The sequence below is a fragment of the Neobacillus sp. GCM10027624 genome, assembly GCF_042675345.1.
In the GTDB taxonomy this organism is placed as follows: Bacteria; Bacillota; Bacilli; order Bacillales; family Cytobacillaceae; genus Neobacillus; species Neobacillus cucumis_D.
This window is the reverse complement of the sequence record NZ_JBHTHD010000019.1, coordinates 18,261-36,871: the sequence shown is the minus strand read 5'-3', so window position 1 is coordinate 36,871 and position 18,611 is coordinate 18,261. Positions and strand designations below refer to the sequence as shown.

General features: G+C 38.5%; 16 protein-coding genes and 1 tRNA gene. 6 read left to right on the top strand and 11 right to left on the bottom strand.

Annotated elements, in window-relative coordinates; translation table 11 throughout:
* Positions 1–12: 12 nt before the first annotated feature.
* A complete protein-coding gene (locus ACFQZ9_RS25630) occupies positions 13–1,278 on the top strand; it encodes a sensor histidine kinase family protein (RefSeq protein WP_498946220.1) in 1,266 nt (421 codons plus the stop codon).
* Between the two features lie 36 nt (positions 1,279–1,314).
* On the opposite strand, the gene ACFQZ9_RS25625 is transcribed toward ACFQZ9_RS25630, so the two are convergent.
* From ACFQZ9_RS25625 to nagA, 3 genes are read right to left on the bottom strand one after another with little or no spacing between them, the layout of a single operon-like run.
* The gene (locus ACFQZ9_RS25625; protein ID WP_198312895.1) at positions 1,315–2,037 is read right to left on the bottom strand and encodes a GntR family transcriptional regulator; all 723 of its coding nucleotides are present in this window, start codon (positions 2,035–2,037) and stop codon (positions 1,315–1,317) included.
* A 58-nt stretch (positions 2,038–2,095) separates the two neighbouring features.
* Positions 2,096–2,842 carry a glucosamine-6-phosphate deaminase gene (gene nagB, locus ACFQZ9_RS25620; protein WP_498946219.1) on the bottom strand — a complete coding sequence of 249 codons (747 nt, stop codon included), beginning with the start codon at positions 2,840–2,842 and terminating at the stop codon, positions 2,096–2,098.
* The gene (nagA, locus tag ACFQZ9_RS25615) at positions 2,843–4,036 is read right to left on the bottom strand and encodes an N-acetylglucosamine-6-phosphate deacetylase (RefSeq protein ID WP_498946218.1); all 1,194 of its coding nucleotides are present in this window, start codon (positions 4,034–4,036) and stop codon (positions 2,843–2,845) included.
* Positions 4,037–4,290: 254 nt separating this feature from the next.
* On the opposite strand from nagA, the gene nagE reads away from it, so the two are divergent.
* Positions 4,291–6,192, top strand: a complete 1,902-nt coding sequence (gene nagE / locus ACFQZ9_RS25610; protein WP_498946216.1) for an N-acetylglucosamine-specific PTS transporter subunit IIBC — start codon at positions 4,291–4,293, stop codon at positions 6,190–6,192.
* A gap of 41 nt (positions 6,193–6,233) precedes the next feature.
* On the opposite strand, the gene yhbH is transcribed toward nagE, so the two are convergent.
* The 5 genes from yhbH to queG form a co-directional block, all read right to left on the bottom strand.
* Entirely contained in the window at positions 6,234–7,400 is a 1,167-nt protein-coding gene (yhbH, locus tag ACFQZ9_RS25605) for a sporulation protein YhbH (RefSeq protein ID WP_198312899.1), read from the bottom strand.
* A gap of 229 nt (positions 7,401–7,629) precedes the next feature.
* The gene (locus ACFQZ9_RS25600) at positions 7,630–9,525 is read right to left on the bottom strand and encodes a PrkA family serine protein kinase (protein ID WP_498946215.1); all 1,896 of its coding nucleotides are present in this window, start codon (positions 9,523–9,525) and stop codon (positions 7,630–7,632) included.
* Positions 9,526–9,986: 461 nt separating this feature from the next.
* Positions 9,987–10,484, bottom strand: a complete 498-nt coding sequence (gene trmL / locus ACFQZ9_RS25595; protein WP_498946214.1) for a tRNA (cytidine(34)-2'-O)-methyltransferase — start codon at positions 10,482–10,484, stop codon at positions 9,987–9,989.
* Positions 10,485–10,549: 65 nt separating this feature from the next.
* Complete coding sequence (locus ACFQZ9_RS25590; protein WP_498946213.1) at positions 10,550–11,419, bottom strand: amidase domain-containing protein; 870 nt, start codon at positions 11,417–11,419, stop codon at positions 10,550–10,552.
* Between the two features lie 86 nt (positions 11,420–11,505).
* Entirely contained in the window at positions 11,506–12,639 is a 1,134-nt protein-coding gene (queG, locus tag ACFQZ9_RS25585; protein ID WP_498946212.1) for an epoxyqueuosine reductase, read from the bottom strand.
* A 108-nt stretch (positions 12,640–12,747) separates the two neighbouring features.
* Between queG and ACFQZ9_RS25580 the strand changes: the two genes are divergently transcribed.
* Positions 12,748–13,416, top strand: coding sequence for a B3/B4 domain-containing protein (locus ACFQZ9_RS25580; RefSeq protein WP_498946210.1), 669 nt, complete (start codon positions 12,748–12,750; stop codon positions 13,414–13,416).
* Positions 13,417–13,499: 83 nt separating this feature from the next.
* Here the strand turns inward: ACFQZ9_RS25580 and ACFQZ9_RS25575 are convergent.
* From ACFQZ9_RS25575 to ACFQZ9_RS25565, 3 genes are all read right to left on the bottom strand, one after another.
* Positions 13,500–13,573: transfer RNA gene (locus ACFQZ9_RS25575), tRNA-Gly, on the bottom strand.
* A 410-nt stretch (positions 13,574–13,983) separates the two neighbouring features.
* A complete protein-coding gene (locus tag ACFQZ9_RS25570; protein ID WP_498946208.1) occupies positions 13,984–14,916 on the bottom strand; it encodes an alpha/beta hydrolase in 933 nt (310 codons plus the stop codon).
* Positions 14,917–15,004: 88 nt separating this feature from the next.
* Positions 15,005–16,213: an SEC-C metal-binding domain-containing protein gene (locus tag ACFQZ9_RS25565; RefSeq protein WP_498946207.1), complete on the bottom strand. Its 1,209-nt coding sequence runs from the start codon at positions 16,211–16,213 to the stop codon at positions 15,005–15,007.
* A gap of 306 nt (positions 16,214–16,519) precedes the next feature.
* Between ACFQZ9_RS25565 and ACFQZ9_RS25560 the strand changes: the two genes are divergently transcribed.
* From ACFQZ9_RS25560 to ACFQZ9_RS25550, 3 genes are all read left to right on the top strand, one after another.
* Positions 16,520–17,014, top strand: a complete 495-nt coding sequence (locus ACFQZ9_RS25560; RefSeq protein ID WP_498946206.1) for a CBO0543 family protein — start codon at positions 16,520–16,522, stop codon at positions 17,012–17,014.
* Positions 17,004–17,471: a CBO0543 family protein gene (locus tag ACFQZ9_RS25555; protein ID WP_498946205.1), complete on the top strand. Its 468-nt coding sequence runs from the start codon at positions 17,004–17,006 to the stop codon at positions 17,469–17,471. The genes ACFQZ9_RS25560 and ACFQZ9_RS25555 overlap by 11 nt, the downstream gene beginning before the upstream one ends.
* A 200-nt stretch (positions 17,472–17,671) precedes the next feature.
* Entirely contained in the window at positions 17,672–18,517 is an 846-nt protein-coding gene (locus tag ACFQZ9_RS25550) for a hypothetical protein (RefSeq protein ID WP_498946204.1), read from the top strand.
* Positions 18,518–18,611 lie beyond the last annotated feature (94 nt).

The window sequence follows — 18,611 nt, the reverse complement described above, 5'->3', positions numbered from 1 at the left end:
ACGGTGAAATGAATGGAAATTACTAAACATCTCTTCCTAAACCTTTCCATTTTAATAATTCTCCTGTTTTTTTACTTGATTTGTTTTGAAAAATATAAAAGATTTCTAACTGCTAAACCGATATTAATCCTTTTATTTACCGGCTTAATATGGGTTTGTGTTCAATTTTCCTATAATCCAGTACCGTTTTCCCGTTACGATTTAAGAATTATTCCTTTAGTGATTGGTGGTTTGTACCTTGGGATTGGTCCAATCCTCGTTTTAGCTTTACTGATCATTAGAAGTTTTTTCGGTTGGGATATGGGTTTATTGGAAACCTCCATACTCTATGGTGCACTTGCTATTGTATTTTGGCTCATGACTCCCTGGTATTGGAAGCAGAGTTCTTCGCGACGAATCATTATTGCTGTGTTATTAGGGATGATCCTTGGTATCCTTACCATTGGTGGTATGGAACTATTCCATCCCCATAATAATTGGATTGACGTCTGGTTTGCCTTTTTATTTATTCCTCCTTTAGGAATTGGAATTGTTTCGTATGCCATTGAATTTGTCAAAAAAAATAACCAAATGCGTCTGCAATTGATTAAAACAGAGAAATTAAAGGCGGTCGAACAAATGGGGGCAGCAATTTCTCATGAGATTCGCAATCCGCTAACAGCAGCCAGTGGCTTTGTTCAGTTATTACAGGATGATTATCTGCCACGACATAAAAGAAGAGAGTACCTTGCACTCGTAAAGGACGAATTACATTCTGCTGAACGGGTTATTCAAGATTACCTAACCTTTGCAAAACCTGCTCTAGAGACGTATGAGGAACTGAATGTAAAAAATGAACTTAAGCAAATCATTAATATTCTACAGCCTTTAGCCAATCAAAATTCTGTAGAAATGAATACAGACTTTTCGGTAATTGGTTTTATAAAAGGCGACCAGCAGAAATTTCGTCAGTGTTTTATTAATGTCCTCAAAAATGCAATTGAGTCCATGCCAAACGGAGGATATCTTTCCTTAAAAACGGAATATGACCAGGAAAATGTGACTGTTACGGTTAAGGATACAGGTGTCGGAATGACAAAAGAACAGCTTGAAAGGCTTGGCGAACCCTTTTATTCTACAAAAGGTTCAAAAGGGACAGGTCTTGGAATGATGGTCGTGTATAGCATAATCCGTGCCATGGGCGGAGGGATTCGGGTAGAAAGTGAAGTAGATGCCGGTACTACATTTCATTTTAAATTTCCATCCATCAGACCCTATATGAAAGCAGGCAACCAATAAAAAATGGACAGTTGGATTTTCCATCCTCTGTCCATTTTACCGTTTCATTCGGATCATAAATTTATAGCGGTCTGCACGATAAGTTGATTTTACAAATTCAACTGGAGTACCATCATGTAAAAAGGTATTTCGTTGAATTAGCATGACTGGTGCTCCTGCAGAAATTTTCAAATAAGGGGCCTCAAGCGGATTGGCAATCGATGATTCAATCGTCTGGGTGGCGTAATCAATTCGCAGGTTTAACTGGCCCTCAATATACTCGTATAAAGATCGATTGACAATCTCTTCTGTTAATCCCTTAATCAAGTTAGCTGAGATATAATTGATTTCTATCGCCATGGGCAGATCATCTGCTAAGCGGATCCGTTTAATTTCATAAACAGGGCCATATTCTTTTATGGCTAATTGATTAGCAATTTGGGCGGTTGCAGGAATCACTTCAAAAGACAGCAGTTGACTTCCCGGGTTTAAGCCCCTGGATTTCATATCCTCTGTAAAACTTGTTAACCCCTGCAAAGCCTGTTCAATTTTCCGGTCCGCTACAAATGTTCCTTTCCCTTGTAAGCGAAATAAATATCCTTCGTTTACTAGCTGAGTAAAGGCTTGTCTAACCGTCATCCTGCTTATTTGATACTTTTCAGCGTACTCTCTTTCAGGAGGCAGCGCATCTCCCGGCTTTAGTTCGTCTTTTTCAATTAAATCCTTTATATGTTCTTCTAATTGATAATAAATTGGAATGGGGGAATGTTTATCAATCATGCTCCTCTTAACTGCGTCCTTTCTCGGTAAACTGGCCACCTGCAAATCGAAAGAAAAATTATTCTTTCAATACTGGAATTTTCAAATCTAAAATAGCTGCTTCATCTGCAATAATTGTAACACATGGGTGATTTTTCAGTACAGAAGCAGGGAAATTTTCATTTAATTCCGTGTGTATAAGCTGGTACATGGCATCCCTTTTGCTATCTCCAGAAACCAGTAAAAGAATTTCCTTACTTTTCATGATGGTTGAAATCCCCATTGTAATGGCTTGTGTCGGAACTTCTTCCGGACGATTAAAAAATCTTGCATTCGCTTCAATTGTCGAAGGCGCCAGGTTCACAATATGTGTTTTTGATTGAAAGGATGTTCCCGGTTCATTAAAACCAATATGCCCATTACTTCCAATTCCAAGAACCTGCAGGTCAATGCCGCCGTGACCCGCTAGTAAATCCTCATAACGATTACATTCCTCTTCAATATTCCTGCCATTACCTATTGGAACAAAAGTATTCGCTTTTTTAATATCAATATGGTTAAACAAATTCTCATCCATATAGTACCGGTAGCTATTTTTATCTGTTCCAGCAAGGCCGATATATTCATCAAGATTAAAGGTCGTGACGTGCTGATAGGAGGTTCCATTTTTTTGATGATCTTTAATAAGGTTTTGATAGGTCCCAGTTGGTGTACCGCCAGTAGCTAGTCCAAGGGTGATGGATGGATGATCAAGAACCTTTTCCATTATATATTCAGCCGCTCTTTCGCTCATTTGCTGATAATCTTTTACTTCAATAATTTTCATTTAGTTTTCCTCCTTTTTATAGGCCACTTTTCCTCGGCAAATCGTCATATATACTTCCAACTGATCATCCAATATCACGATGTCTGCATCTTTCCCTGCAGCAATACTTCCTTTTCGATCATAAATATTTAGTTGCTTAGCCGGGTTTACTGAAGTCATTTCGATGGCGTCTTCAAGTGAACATCCTGTAAATGTAAGAATATTTTTCACAGCATCCCCGAGCCTTAAAATACTTCCCGCCAGTGTCCCATCATCAAGAAATGCTTTACCATCCCGAACATTTACCTGCTGACCTCCAAGATCATATTGACCGTTCTTCAAACATTTTGCCCGCATTGAGTCTGTGATTAAAATTAACCCTTCTTTGCGTTTTAGTTTGTAAGCCAGTTCAATCATTTCTGGGCGGACATGGACTCCATCTACAATCATTTCAGCAATTAGTTCATCCCGTAAAAGGGCAGCTCCCGCCACACCCGGCTCGCGGTGGTGCAGCCCGCGCATTTGATTAAAAAGATGGGTGACGTGATTGGCACCTGCATCAATGGCGGTGATAACTTCCTCGTATGCCGCATCCGTATGACCAATCGAAGCAATCACCCCATTTTCCTTAAGATAACGAATCAGCTCTATACCACCGGGACGTTCAGGTGCTATCGTTACAAGTTTAATATTCCCCTTTGAAAGGTTCTGCCATTTCTTAAATAAAGAAAGATTCGGATCAATAATATGCTCAATCGGCTGCGCACCCGCCCTTTTTTTATTGACAAAGGGCCCTTCAAGATGAATCCCCAGAATTTCAGCATTTCCTTGGGTCGATTGTGTTTCAATAAAATTCACCGCATTGATTAATGCGTTTTCTATTTCCGTTTTTTCCTGTGTCATGGTAGTAGCTAAAAAGCTGGTCGTGCCTTCTTTTGGAAGGGCTGCCGTCATATTCTCCAAAGCTTCAGGTGTAGCATCCATCACATCGGCGCCATTAACTCCATGTATATGAACATCAATAAAACCGGGGATGGCTTTATATTGCGATGAAATTTCAATCATTTCATATTCTTCTACATTTTTAAGCTCATCTGTTAATCCCAGTTCCACTATTTTTTGATCTTTAATTTTTAAATAACCATTTTGAATAATCTTGTCTTCTGTATAAATTTGAATACCCTTTAGTAAAATATGATTAACTTTTGCAGGCATCTTCATTACCCCTTTCAAGATACTTTCATATTAGCACCATTAACTTATAGTTGTCTATACCAATTAACCATACTCTATTATTAACTCATAATAAATCAATGTTTTCGTCCTTATTATTAAAGAATTTGGTAATAAATTATTCCCTTTTAATTTTAAAATTGGTATAGACATCTATAATTATCGAGTGTTATGATAGCAATGCATTAAAAAGCGCTTTCACAAATAACTTCTTAAAACAAAGGAGAGAAACAGATATGTTAGGATTTTTACAAAGAATTGGAAAAGCATTAATGCTTCCAATTGCGGTGCTTCCAGCTGCCGGATTATTACTCCGATTTGGACAGCCTGATCTATTGAACATCCCTTTTATCGCCAATGCTGGAAATGCTATTTTCGCAAATTTAGCATTGATTTTTGCCATTGGGGTGGCGATGGGTTTTGCCAAAGATAACAATGGTGCAGCCGCATTAGCAGGTGCTATTGGTTATTTAGTATTAACAGAAGGTACAAAAGCAATTGATAAAAATATAAATATGGGGGTTCTCGGCGGGATTTTAACCGGGATTATTGCAGGGCTTCTTTATAATCGTTTCCGTGATGTAAAGCTGCCGGAATGGTTAGGATTCTTCAGTGGCAGAAGATTTGTTCCAATCATCACCTCGGTCGCAATGGTTGTTTTGGCAGGCATTGCCGGATTTGTTTGGCCGCCTATTCAAGATGGTATTAATGGTCTGGGAAATTGGATTATTGGTTTAGGTGCGGTTGGTTCAGGTCTTTTTGGATTTTTAAATCGTTTGCTGATTCCATTAGGACTTCACCATGTATTAAACAGTTTATTCTGGTTCCAATTTGGAGAATTTCAAGGAAAAACAGGGGATATTGCCCGCTTCTTTGCAGGAGATCCAACTGCTGGCGGTTATATGACAGGATTCTTCCCCATCATGATGTTTGGACTTCCTGCAGCAGCCTTTGCGATAATTGCTGCCGCTAAGCCTGAAAAAAGAAAATCCGTATCCGGTATGTTTATCGGGCTCGCGTTGACTTCATTTCTAACAGGAATTACAGAACCAATTGAATTTTCATTTATGTTTATTGCCCCATTACTTTATGGTGTTCACGCAGTTTTAACGGGGCTATCGATGTGGATTACTTCATTATTAGGAATTAAGGATGGGTTTACCTTTTCAGCAGGTGCCATTGATTATGCATTAAACTTTAACATTGCTCAAAAGCCTCTATTGTTATTATTGGTTGGTGTCGTGTACGCAGTTATCTATTTCATCATTTTTTATGGATTAATTAAAGCGTTTAATATTAAAACACCTGGCCGTGAGGATGAAGAGGAAGCTGAGCTTAATCAAGATACTCCAAGCACGGTTGAAGGTAACAAATATGAGACCATGGCTTATCACTTTATAAAAGATATTGGCGGTAGAGAAAACATCACTTCAATTGACAATTGTACAACCCGTCTACGCTTAAATATTAAAGATATGGATAAAGTAAAGGATTCTTCTTTAAAAGCACATGGTGCCAAAGGAATAATGAAATTGAATAAAAACAACCTGCAAGTTGTGGTGGGTACAGAGGTAGAGTTTGTTGCAGATGCAATGAAGAGGATCGATATGAATCATGTTAAGGTTGACTCTTCCCTCACCGAAGCGGCTTCAACTGGGGCGAACGGCCAGCTGCCGTTATCAGATGAAGACTTTGTGATGCCAATTGAAGGAGAAATTATTCCCATTACGGAAGTTCCGGACCAAGTTTTCTCGCAAAAAATGATGGGGGATGGCTTCGGAATTGTTCCGGCAAACGGTTCGGTTGTTTCACCAGTTGACGGGGAAATTCTAAATGTGTTCCCAACAAAGCATGCGCTTGGCATTCGTTCAAAACAAGGCTACGAAATTCTCATCCATATCGGATTAGACACGGTAAATTTAAAAGGAGAAGGCTTTACGGTTCTCGTGAATGAGGGAGACAAAGTGACAAAGGGACAAGCGATTCTTAATTTTGATTTAGAATTCATTAAGAAATCAGTTCCTTCTACGGTCACACCAGTCATCTTTACAAACTTAACAAAATTAAATGTGAAAAAGCACGGTCNTGAAAAAGCACGGTCAAACCGAGCAAGGAAAGAATGGAATCCTTTCAATTGAATAATGGAAAAACGACAGGTGCCTGACACCTGTCGTTTTTGTTATGCATATAATTTTGATTCTTCCTGCTGGAAGAAGCTCTTCATGGCATGGAATACATCGGCTTTTTGCTTGAGGATATAATAGCGAAAATTCTCATCCTTGATATTTTTATAAGCAGACATTAAGGTCGAGTGGCGGTTGTACTGATTTACCTCGCCATAACCAAACATATTCGATACCTTCATTAATTCTTCAACCAATTTGACACAGCGTGCATTATCGGATGTTAGATTATCACCATCTGAAAAATGGAATGGATAGATGTTATACTTTAGTGGACTATATTTGTCATCAATCAATTCCAACGCTTTACGATAGGCTGAGGAACAAATCGTTCCACCGCTTTCTCCTTTAGAAAAGAAATCTTCCTCCGTAACAACCTTTGCTTCCGTATGGTGAGCAATAAATTCAATTTCCACCGTTTCGTATTTCGTTCTTAAAAAGCGTGTCATCCAGAAGAAAAAGCTTCGTGCCATATACTTCTCCCAAATCCCCATACTTCCACTAGTGTCCATCATCGCGAGTACCACTGCTTTAGAATCAGGCTTAATGACCTCATTCCAGGTCTTAAATTTTAAATCATCCTTATAAATAGGATGAAATGCAGGTTTCCCGCTCATCGCATTACGTTTGAAAGCAGACATCATGGTTCGTTTTTTATCAATATTCCCCATTAATCCTGTTTTTCGAATATCATTAAATTCAATATTCTCAACCAAATGTTCTTCTTGTTCTTTTCTCTTTAAATTTGGAAGCTCTAACTGTTTGAATAATGCTTCCTCTAGTTCCATTAACGAAACTTCGGCCTCAAAATAGTCCTCTCCAGCTTGATCGCCGGCGCCTTGCCCTTTTCCCGGACCCTTTTGCCCGCTGGAACCGTCACGTGCTACTACATCCCCGACTTGACTGTCACCGTTACCTTGGCCCACGTGTTTGTTTTTGTCATAATTATAACGAATTTTATATTCGTCCAATGAACGAATCGGAATTTTTACCACATCTCGACCGTTTGACATAATGATGCTTTCTTCTGTGATAAGATCTGGAAGATTATTTCGAATCGCCTCTTGAACTTTTTCCTGGTGCCGCTGCTGGTCATCGTGGCCTTTACGGTGGAGGGACCAATCTTCTCTAGAAATCACAAATTGATGGTTGTTGTCTGACAATTAAAACCCCTCCCTATAAAATTTTGAAAATCCTTTGCACACATTTTTTTCTACCACATACTATAACTCGAGTGTAAAAATCCATATGAAATATTGATTACTTTATCCTATGCAGAAACAGCGAATAATTTACAAATAATTTTGACAATTGGTGTTTTGCCTATGAAAATGGACAAGAATTTTGATAGAAAAAGACTGGCAAAATTTCTTCTGCCAGTCCGTATAGCCGTTAGCGATTTAATAAGCTTCCTACATATCTCAATAGTTCGTTTGCTGATGTTGAATTATAACCATGCTCATCAATCAGCCTTGCCACAACATCATTGATTTTTTTCAATTGCTGTTCATCCGGCGTTTTCGATGATGTGGTAATCTTCACAACATCCTTAAGGTCAGCAAACAGCTTCTTCTGGATGGCTTCACGCAGACGGTCATGGGAATTATAATCGAACCGCTTGCCTTTTCGTGCATAGGCTGAAATGCGGATTAAGATTTCTTCCCTGAACGCTTTTTTCGCATTCTCGGAAATACCAATTTGTTCCTCAATGGAACGCATTAGTTTTTCATCCGGATTAATTTCTTCACCCGTTAATGGGTCGCGAAGCTTTGCTTTATTGCAGTAGGCTTCGACATTATCCAGATAGTTATCCATAAGTGTCTTAGCAGACTCTTCATAGGAGTAGACAAATGCTTTTTGGACTTCATTTTTCGCGATATTATCATACTCTTTACGAGCTACTGCAATATAGTTCATATAGCGTTCACGCAGTTCTGCTGTGATGGATGGATGCTGGTCTAGCCCATCCTTCAACGACCTTAAAACATCTAAGGCATTAATAGAAGGTACCTCTTTACGAATAATCGTAGAGGAAATTCGGTTAATGACATAACGCGGATCAATTCCGCTCATCCCTTCATCCTGGTATTCCTTCTTAAGTTCCTCAATATCTGCTGTATTAAATCCTTCAACACTTTCGCCATCATATAGACGCATTTTCTTAACTAAATCGATATCACCTTTTTTCGGTTCCTTCAATCGAGTTAAAATGGTAAACATCGCGGCAACCTTTAGCGTATGCGGTGCAATGTGAACATCTGACACATCACTTTCCCGGATCATTTTTTCATAAATTCTTTCTTCTTGTGACACCTTAAGATTGTATGGAATTGGCATGACGATAATCCTGGAATGAAGGGCTTCATTCTTTTTATTGGAAATAAATGAACGGTATTCCGTTTCATTCGTATGTGCGACAATTAATTCATCCGCACTGATTAACGCAAACCTGCCCGCTTTGAAATTTCCTTCTTGTGTTAACGAAAGCAGATGCCATAAAAACTTTTCATCACATTTTAGCATCTCTTGGAATTCCATCATTCCTCGGTTAGCTTTATTTAGTTCTCCGTCAAAACGGTATGCCCGTGGATCTGATTCGGAACCAAATTCTGCAATCGTTGAAAAGTCAATGCTTCCAGTTAAATCGGCAATATCCTGTGATTTTGGATCGGATGGACTAAAGGTTCCGATACCGGTTCGTTTATCCTCTGAGAAAAAGATTCTTTCCACCTGAACATCTTCTATTCTTCCGCCATATTCTTGTTCAAGGCGCATCATGTTTAATGGCGACAAATTTCCTTCAATGCGAACCCCATATTCTTCATGAAATTCATCCCGTAAATGATGGGGAATTAAATGCAATGGATCTTCGTGCATCGGGCAGCCTTTAATCGCAAAGACAGACCCTCGATCTGAGCGTGAATAACCCTCTAACCCTCTTTTTAGCATCGTCACTAATGTAGACTTACCGCCGCTGACTGGGCCCATTAACAATAAAATACGTTTTCTGACATCTAACCTTTTAGCGGCCGGATGAAAGTATTCCTCCACAAGGCGTTCTAGTGCTTCCTCTAAACCAAATAATTGATTACTAAAGAATTTGTATTTCTTCGTCCCTTTTTCTTCCTCAATCCCCGCGTCCTTAATCATATTATAAACTCGAGAATGTGCAGACTGTGCAACCCATGGCTTCTTCTTCAACAACTCCAAATAATCGGCAAAAGTTCCTTCCCAACGCAGCTTTTCTTCTTCTTCACGAAACATCTCGATTTTTTTTAAAATATCCATAAGGCCCTCCCCCTGTAGCTTAGTCAGAGACGATTAATATACTCTATGCACGTAGGAACTTGAACATGCGTAACCAAGACAATTAGTCCCTATCTTTTTTGTTACAGCCCTTTTCATTTTTTAAAGTTAGGCTATAATAAAACTATATGCTCGACTAATCGAAAAAATTTGCGGGAGGGTTTACATAGTGAATACTTTTATTGTAATTTTAGTTATGATTACATTCTTAGCTGCCATCTTCACCTCAGGATACAACGACAAGCCAGGCGCAAATAAATAGAAAAGCGAAAAGCGCATGTATCAGCCCCGACAAGGCTTTAGGTCCTTCGGTGAAGTCGTTCTTTGACTTCATCGGCAGGACCGAAGCAACCTAGGAAAAAAGCAGTTCATTTTTTCCCTCGAGAGGCTAGGCGCTGAAGCTGGACAATGTAAAAGGCTGCCAAATGCCTGGCAGCCTTTTTTTATTGACCTAAAGCAGGTCCTTTATTAAGTAGGTTAGGGTAATTTTGTTGCCTTAGTGCTTCATATACAAGTATAGCCGCTGTATTGGACAAATTTAAAGAACGGACATTTTGATTCATAGGAATCCTTAACGCGCGGTCCTTATTATTGGCAATGACATCTTTAGGAAGACCTGTCGTTTCCCGGCCAAAAATAAAATAATAATCCTTGTTCAGATCGCTATAGTCAAAAGAGCTATGCGGGATTTCTCCAAATTTGGTTAAATAAAAAAATTCACCGCCAGCATTCTTTTCAAAAAATTCATCTATTGAATCATAATAAAAAATGTTCACAAACTCCCAATAATCCAAACCAGCACGCTTCAACATTTTATCTTCTGTTGAAAAGCCTAATGGATGGATTAAATGTAAACTGGTATCCGTGGCAGCGCAGGTACGGGCGATATTTCCTGTATTAGAAGGAATTTCTGGCTGGTATAATACAACGTGGTTTGACATGAATTTCACCTCAAATAAAAATCTCTACCTGCAATTATACCACTATGTTGTTTTCAGACAAGAAATCAGTCCAAAATCGAAAAGAACTTATATTTTATATTTGGCGTATAGGCTGATGAATCTTCGTAGGCCCAATACCTCATTCGGCTATTGTACGTATTGGCATTTACCAACGGCATTCCATAGGCATCTTTTCCAGTCACCATCGTATTATGATTAAACCGGCCATCCCCTTCAAAATCGTAGCAAATTACATCTCCTAACACTAATTGGTCAGGACTGCTGACCTCTCTTGCTCTTAAACCACTCTTTGAGTTCGCCAAATATAATCTTAGGGAATTTGCTATTGCCCAGCTGTAACTCCAATTATTATTTTGCACCCACCAGCCGCTTCCGCGGTTCGGATACCCTCTCATCGGTGATCCGCCGGCACGGAGACATTGTGATATATAATTGGTACAATTGTTTTCAAATTTTTTATACGCAGGATTATAACTATTCCACCAGCGTTCCGCATATTGCACCGCCTTTAAGCGGTCATATTGGAAGCTTGAACGCTCCTCCAATTCTTCCGCTGGGATGGACAATTCCTGATGATGATCGCCAGTTTGAACAGGTGCGATTTCTTCATCAGAGATCACTTCTCCTTTAAAAAGCTTTGCGAGCCTCATTTCAGTTTCCTCTTCTAGATAAAGCGCATCTTTTTGTTTAATTAGGTATTGAAAATGGGCCATATAATGGACGGTTTCGTAATTCCCATTTTCAATTTTTTCTATGATATTGCCCGCAGCCTTTACTTTTACAATTTCCGCAGACCGTTTGGACAAAGAAGCTAATTTTCTTTCCGCCTTTGGATATAATTTTTTCTTTTCCCTCGTATTTGAAATAAATTGATGAATTCTTTGTTCAAACAATTCTTGAAGTGTTTCCTGCATCTCTCTCCACTCCTTTCCATTCATACATATGTGGAAAGGATGAAATTCAATCAAAAAAAGAGCCAATCATCATGATTCGCCCTTTTTTACATATTCAACAAACGTAATCCTTTTTCTATTTCCAGTTGAACATCTACATCTGTTTCGGTTTTCCTTGCTTTCTCAAGGGCAGTATATGCGCTCTCGCCGCCAATTTTACCAAGTGCCCATGCAGCTGTTCCCTTCATTACTGGACTTTGTTCATTTTGCAAAACCTCAACTAAATCGGGAACTGCTGTTTCATCTTTAAAATGAGCAAGGGCAATGATGGCATTGCGTTGGATTGGCTTTTTCCCACGCCAAGACCCTGCTAAATGGCCAAATTTATTTTTAAATTCGCGATTACTCATCTTTAAAATCGGGGTTAATAATGGTTTTTCAATTTCCGGATTGGTTTCCATTTCATCATGAAAATGAAAGTCCTTACCTTTATTTGCCGGACAGGCGGTTTGACAGGAATCACAGCCATACACCCTATTTCCGATTTTCTCCCTAAATTCATCGGGTATAAGACTCTTTGTTTGCGTTAAAAATGAAATACACCGCTGAGCATTGATCTGCCCGCCATGTACCAATGCACTGGTAGGGCATGCCTCAAGACATTTTGTACATGTTCCGCACTGATCTTCTATTGGAGTGTCCGGTTCAAAGGGAATACTGGTAATCATTTCACCTAAGTAGACATAAGAGCCAAATTCAGGCGTGATCACAGCACAATTCTTTCCACTCCAACCAATCCCTGCCCTCTCGGCCACAGCCCGATCTGAAAGTTCCCCAGTGTCAACCATCGATTTAACCCGGGCATCCGGTACCTTTTCAAGGATAAATGCTTCCAGTTTTTTTAGTCGATCACGGAGAATATGGTGATAATCCATTCCCCAAGAAGCTCTTGAAAAAATCCCTCTTCGCTCTCCCTTTTTACTCACCATTCTGATTTTCATTTTAGATGGATAAGCTAACGCAATCGCTATGATGGAGTGCGGCTCTTCAAGGAGCAGGGAGGGATTAACGCGTTTTTCAATATCCGGTTCCTCAAAACCTGATTGGAATCCTAGCTCCTGTTGGCGTATTAATCTATTTTTCAGTTCAGTAAAGGGAGCAGCAGTGGTAAAACCAATTTTATCAATGCCAATTTCCTTACTGTAAGCAATTAGTTCTTCTTTAAATTGTATAACGTTCATTTTTAAAGCCTTCTTTCAAACGGTTTCCATCTAAATGAAGCGGTTAATTATTTATTACACACTTTTTTATGATAAACTATTTTCAACAAATTTTGGAGGTTAAAAAGCTTGGAAATTCAATTGTCATCAAGTCTGATTGAAAAGATTCCTCATTTTAAAGTGGGAGTTATTGAATACGAGAATATCACTGTCGGGGATTCACCGCAAATGGTTAAAGGCCGTCTTCAACTGTTTCAAGAGTCGATCTATTTTGAGCTAGAAAATAAAAATGTGACTGATTTACCTGGAATTCAGGAATGGCGAAGTGTGTTTAAAATGACAGGAAAGGACCCGAACCGCTACCGTCACTCTGCAGAAGCACTGTACCGAAGAGTTCAAAAGCAGAATTATCTATCCCCTGTTCAAAGTGCGATTGATCTTAACAACTTTTTCTCGCTTGAGTATCAAGTGCCGATTGGGATTTACGATAAAGAGAAATTGGAAGGACCTGTTACAATCCAGATTGGTGCTGCCGGGGAAGAATATCGCGGTTTAAATGGAAGAATGAACTCATTAGAGAACTTAATTGTATCGGCAGATCAGCAAGGACCATTTGGCAGTCCGTTTGTAGACTCAGACCGAACACCTGTAACGGTGGAAACCAAACAGGCGGTGCAAATGATCTATATTCGGCCATCTTTGGATGTAGATAACGCGAAAATGCTAACGGAATCTTTAATGAATATGTTTGTTCAAGTCCACGGCGGGGATGCTTCTTATCGCATTTTAGGATGCTGATAGAGGCATTCTTTTTTTGGTCAAATAAAAAAACGTAACGCATCGTTTTTCTTTGAAACGATACACTACGTTAGTCACAATATTGGAGCGGGTGATGGGAATCGAACCCACTACATCAGCTTGGAAGGCTGAGGTTTTACCAGTAAACTACACCCGCAATTTATTAAGTTGATATGTTCAATCAACTGACCTTTATTATATTACACAGCTTTCACTTTTTCGTCAAGGTTTTTTGCGAAATTTGTCGATTTTTTAGCTTGATTTTGTGCTGAAGTGAATTTGAGATGAATTGAGGGCTCTTTTGGTGATGAGGTGGTGGGGTGCTTTTCCCTTTTTATGATAAAAGCTGCACCCTGGTGCATTTAGAATCCCTGTCAGTGACCGCGACTACTCTTTTTTCTTCTTCACGGGCACTTAGATCCCTTATCAGTGACCGCCACCACTCTTTTTTCTTCTTCACGGGCTCTTAGAACCCTTGTCAGTGACCGCGGCCACTCTTTTTTCTTCTTCACAGGCTCCTAGGTAAAACACTAGGTTGCAAGTGTCTCTTTTAGTGGCTTATTTTTATCATAAATATAAATGCCCATTCAACCAGACAATAATATCCGCAATCACTTCATCTTTATTAATCTCATTTAATATTTCATGCCTGGCATCATCATAAAATTTATAAGTGACATCGGTAATCCCGGCATTTTTAAAAGCTTGATAGGTTTTTAACACACCTTTTGTATTTCCGCCAACTGGATCCATACTTCCGGAAACCAAATAGATCGGCAACTTTTTTGGAATCAACTCAATATTAGCCAATTTATTTATCGTTTCAAGACCGCCAAGTAGATCATAAAAAAAGCCTGATGAGAAAATACCACCACAATTGGGGTCTTCAATATACGAATCTACTTCTCTTTCATCCCTGCTTAACCAATCAAATTCCGTTCGATTCGGTTGAAAGCTCTTATTGTAGTTACCAAATGTAAGATTATTTAATAGCGGACTAGGAGTTCTTTTACCTATCTTCCTCATTTGCCTAGAAGCAATCATCCTGCCGACTTTCCCCATAATTCCCGGATCGCCGCCTGTCCCTGACAAAATCACCCCCGCAATCCAATCCCCGTGTAATTGAATATAACGACGGGATAAGAATGATCCCATACTGTGACCAAATAAAAAAATCGGGACATTGGGATAGTCCTTTTCAATAATCTTGGTAAGGGTAAACAGATCCTCTACTACTTTTTCAAAACCCTGTTCATCAGCAAAATAACCTGAAGAGTTATTTAAACTAGCCGTTTTTCCATGGCCACGGTGATCATTACCATATACGACTATATTTTGAGATACGAGTTCTTCAGCAAAAGAGTGATATCGCTCGATATGCTCTGCCATACCATGGGCAATTTGGACAATAGCCCTCGGCTTTTCCTCCCCCATCCATTTGTTAACATGGATCCTAGCACCATCATTTGTCTCAAAAGTAAAAGCAGATTGCTTAACCATCCCAATCACTCCTTAGCATCTTGACAATTGAACCTCACTAAAATGCATATACTTCATGATGTACCTATGGCGTTCAGCTTGACTTACCTTATCTTCCACAGCATTTTTTAAACTTCTTTCCGCTTCCGCAAGGACATGGATCATTTCTGCCAATTTTCTCGTTTGATTTACCTTCAGTATGTTTTGGGCCCGTTAAGAGTACCGGTTTCAATGAATGTTCCCTTAGCTCGATTGGTGTATAGCCTTTCAAAAACCATTGCTTCGTGTTATTCATCAAATGAACCACTTGATCCATAACCGCTTGGACCGTTTCCAAACTTTCAAATTCAAGGACACTTCCTAAATATTGCATAACCTCATTCGGGCCGTCACCAATTCGAGTTGCATAGACACACTCTTCTACAATGCTATCAGCTGCCTCCCTGTCTATTTCAAAATATAGTGCAAGGAACTGGACGAACTCCAGATAGCTTTGATTCTTTTCAACAAATCCGGCTTCCCCCGCTTTGAGAAGTTGTTTTTTGGTAAAAGGAAAAAATGCCAGATTTTCTCTCATCCGGTGTTCTTGCTTCACTCTTTTTGGATCAAACACTCTTCTATCTGAGAAGCCCTCTTCATTATGAGTAATTCCTTTATGATAGGAATTGGCATTATGAATAACGTCAAGAAATTCTCTTAAATGTAAAAGTTCTTTCGTATAGGTTTCCAACTTCTCTGATAGTTGTGCTGCACTTAATGTCCCATAATAGTAACAAAGACCGTATGTAAGTTTGATCCACTCTGTATTTCTATTTATGATTGATGTTACATTTTTATTATCTTCAAGGGTTATGATTGGATCAATCAGTTCATCCGGCACAGCCAATATCTTTTTTTCTTGAAAGGTTCCTGTAAATATCAAACCACGTGCACGAAAATATTCGATTTGATGCGGTTCTATATCTGGAGCAATTATATGCCCGCCATTATGGGCGATTTTCGTTAGTAATCTAAACCGTTCGGCATCAAATGGAAGGCAAACCTGTTCGAGCGATTTAGGAATCATTTCTTGTAACACTGTAACAAGTTCAGCTTTTTTCAAACTGCTGACACCTTTTAATTCTAAATTTTTTCTAATGTTATCTAACTCGCTCTTTGTCATTTTACCTAGTTGTTCCTGTAAGGTTACAGGAACATTCAGATTGCCCCAATGTTTTTGATCCTGTTTTTCCTCTATATCTTTGGACATTTTTTTAAATCCAGACAAAGCCTTGATAAGGCCTTTTTCTAATTGTTTATCCATCACTTTGTTGCTCATAAAACTCCCTACTTTCTAAATCCTCTCATTTTGGCAGAATGCAAGCCCCAACCTACTTTCCATATTTCTATTATATATATAAATAATATACTGCTTTCAAAGAAATCAATTCTACAAGAAATTTGAAAGGGAGTGAAGCGGTATTAGCAAAAATGGTAATAATGTATGAGAGACCGAGGAACCAGAAAAATTTGATTGGCACTATTTTAAGGTGCATGTTCAATTCAAAACAGAAAATGTTTCTTCTATAATCAGGATAATTTACTCTATTATAACTCAGACTATGTCATAAAAAGGTGAGCATTTATGAAATCAGATTATATTGTGTTGCTTCTATTATGGATAATACTACCTATCATTCTTTGGAAAGTTATCCCTCGAAATCGACTTCGTGAAGCAATTGCTACCCTTTTGTTTTTTCAGATGTTAACATGGTTGTTTAGCATTTACTTAACCTATTTTGGATTTCTAGAATCACCAATTCGAATATTTAAACATGCAACAAAAATAAATTTTACGATGGAATTTTTAGTATTTCCTTTTTTTGCTGTTTTGTTCCAGCTTAAATTTCCAACACACGCAAACTTCATAAGACGTATGTTACATTATTTATTTTGGATAGGCATTATTTTATCTTTTATGTTTTTATTAGGAAAATTTACAAACATTATGAGTATTGGAATGGAGAATATCATAAGAAGTTTTTTTAATTTTATCATTGAACTATGGATATGCCGTCGTTTTGTTTTGTGGATCATGGCACATCCTGACTATGAAAGGTTAGAGATTAATGAAGATTGACCAGTTGATTTTATACATTCTTTATTCATGTACTTTTATTTCTTTAGCATTCATACCAAAGGATAAATTAAGAGATGCCAGCATTATCTTCTTATTTCAACAGTTTGTTACATGGTTTGCTGGGATTCTTGCTGTGGGATTCAACTTATTAGAGTACCCTGTTCGAGAACTCGCAAAAGTGAATGGCACCAGCTTTTTATATGAGTTCTTTCAATATCCCGTCATAACCGTCTTCTTTTGTCTCTTTTACCCCAAAACAAATTCATTTTGGAAAAAATCCCTATATATATGTGCATATTCCACAGGACTAACCTTACCTGAAGTCATCATAGAAAAGTATACAAATCTAATTTCATATATTCATTGGCACTGGTATTATACCTGGGCATCCGTTTATGCTACCTTATTTTTAGCATGGATATTTTATAAATGGTATTTTAGGTTAAATAACCGTTAAAAATTTTGTTCCACCATCTTGGCCCTTTAGTGCAATAACATGATGCGAATTGAATTTTACAAGGTGGATTTCTGGATATTTATGTTAAAATTTAGAGAGATGTTGTTTAAATAGCTGGAAAGGTTGGTTGAATGAAAACCAGGTCAGGTACAGTCAATCAAAAATTGATTGTATGCACCTCACTCAGGAGGGGAAACCAAATGAAGAAATTAAAATATTGGGGAGCAGCGGCAGTTATTGGTTTGTTGATTGGAACAGCATTTTGGTGGGCAACATCCAAAGTGAAGGACCTAAAGGACCCGCTAAACAAATCGGATGCATTTGTGTATAGTGATAACGGCATTCTTCATTGGTTTGAACTAAATAGTAGAAGAGGGAAAGTCACGGGGAAAGTCACGGGGAAACTTCACCAACAGAGATTCATAGAAAAAGCAGGGAAATCACCTTTTAAGGAAGAGAAAATATACTCCCTAACTGGGGAAACAACCGAAAAGGGGTATAAATTCAAGGTAAATAATGGCGGGAAAATTACAACCTATGAAGCTTGGTTTTCTGGACCACATCTTTCAGTACAAAGGCAAGGGGAAAAAGACATCAGACTATACAATCCCGTAAATCATAAAGAACTCGATGGATATATAAAAGCGCTAAAAGACTATCACGCTGAAGAAAACGAAAATAAAAGAATAAGAAACTTTTTTTCCGATCTTCGTAGTGTTTACGGTTATCTTTACACCGCTCAGGACAACTCCTTCCAATTGTTCGTCAAAATTGATGAAGCCTTACTAGAAGGAGAATTGACTGGTTTTCTACTCATAATGGATGACAAGGGGAAAGAATCCAGGTTTGTATTAAACGGAGTAACAGATGGGCGATTGGTGAAGTTTTACACCACTGTAGACGGAAAAACAACCAAATTGGAAGGCAAGTTTCATGAAGGTGCCACTGGATTCGACCTGTCCTTTTGGAAGACCGACCAAAAACTATCGTTTCATGCTGTAACGAAGGAAGTATTTAAACAGAGTTACAAGGAATTTAAAAATTAGTAAGAAGTGAAAAATAATGTTCTTATATTTATTCCTATAAATATAAGAAGTGGGTGCCCCAAAAGTTGGACTTTTGGGACACCTTCATCAAAGC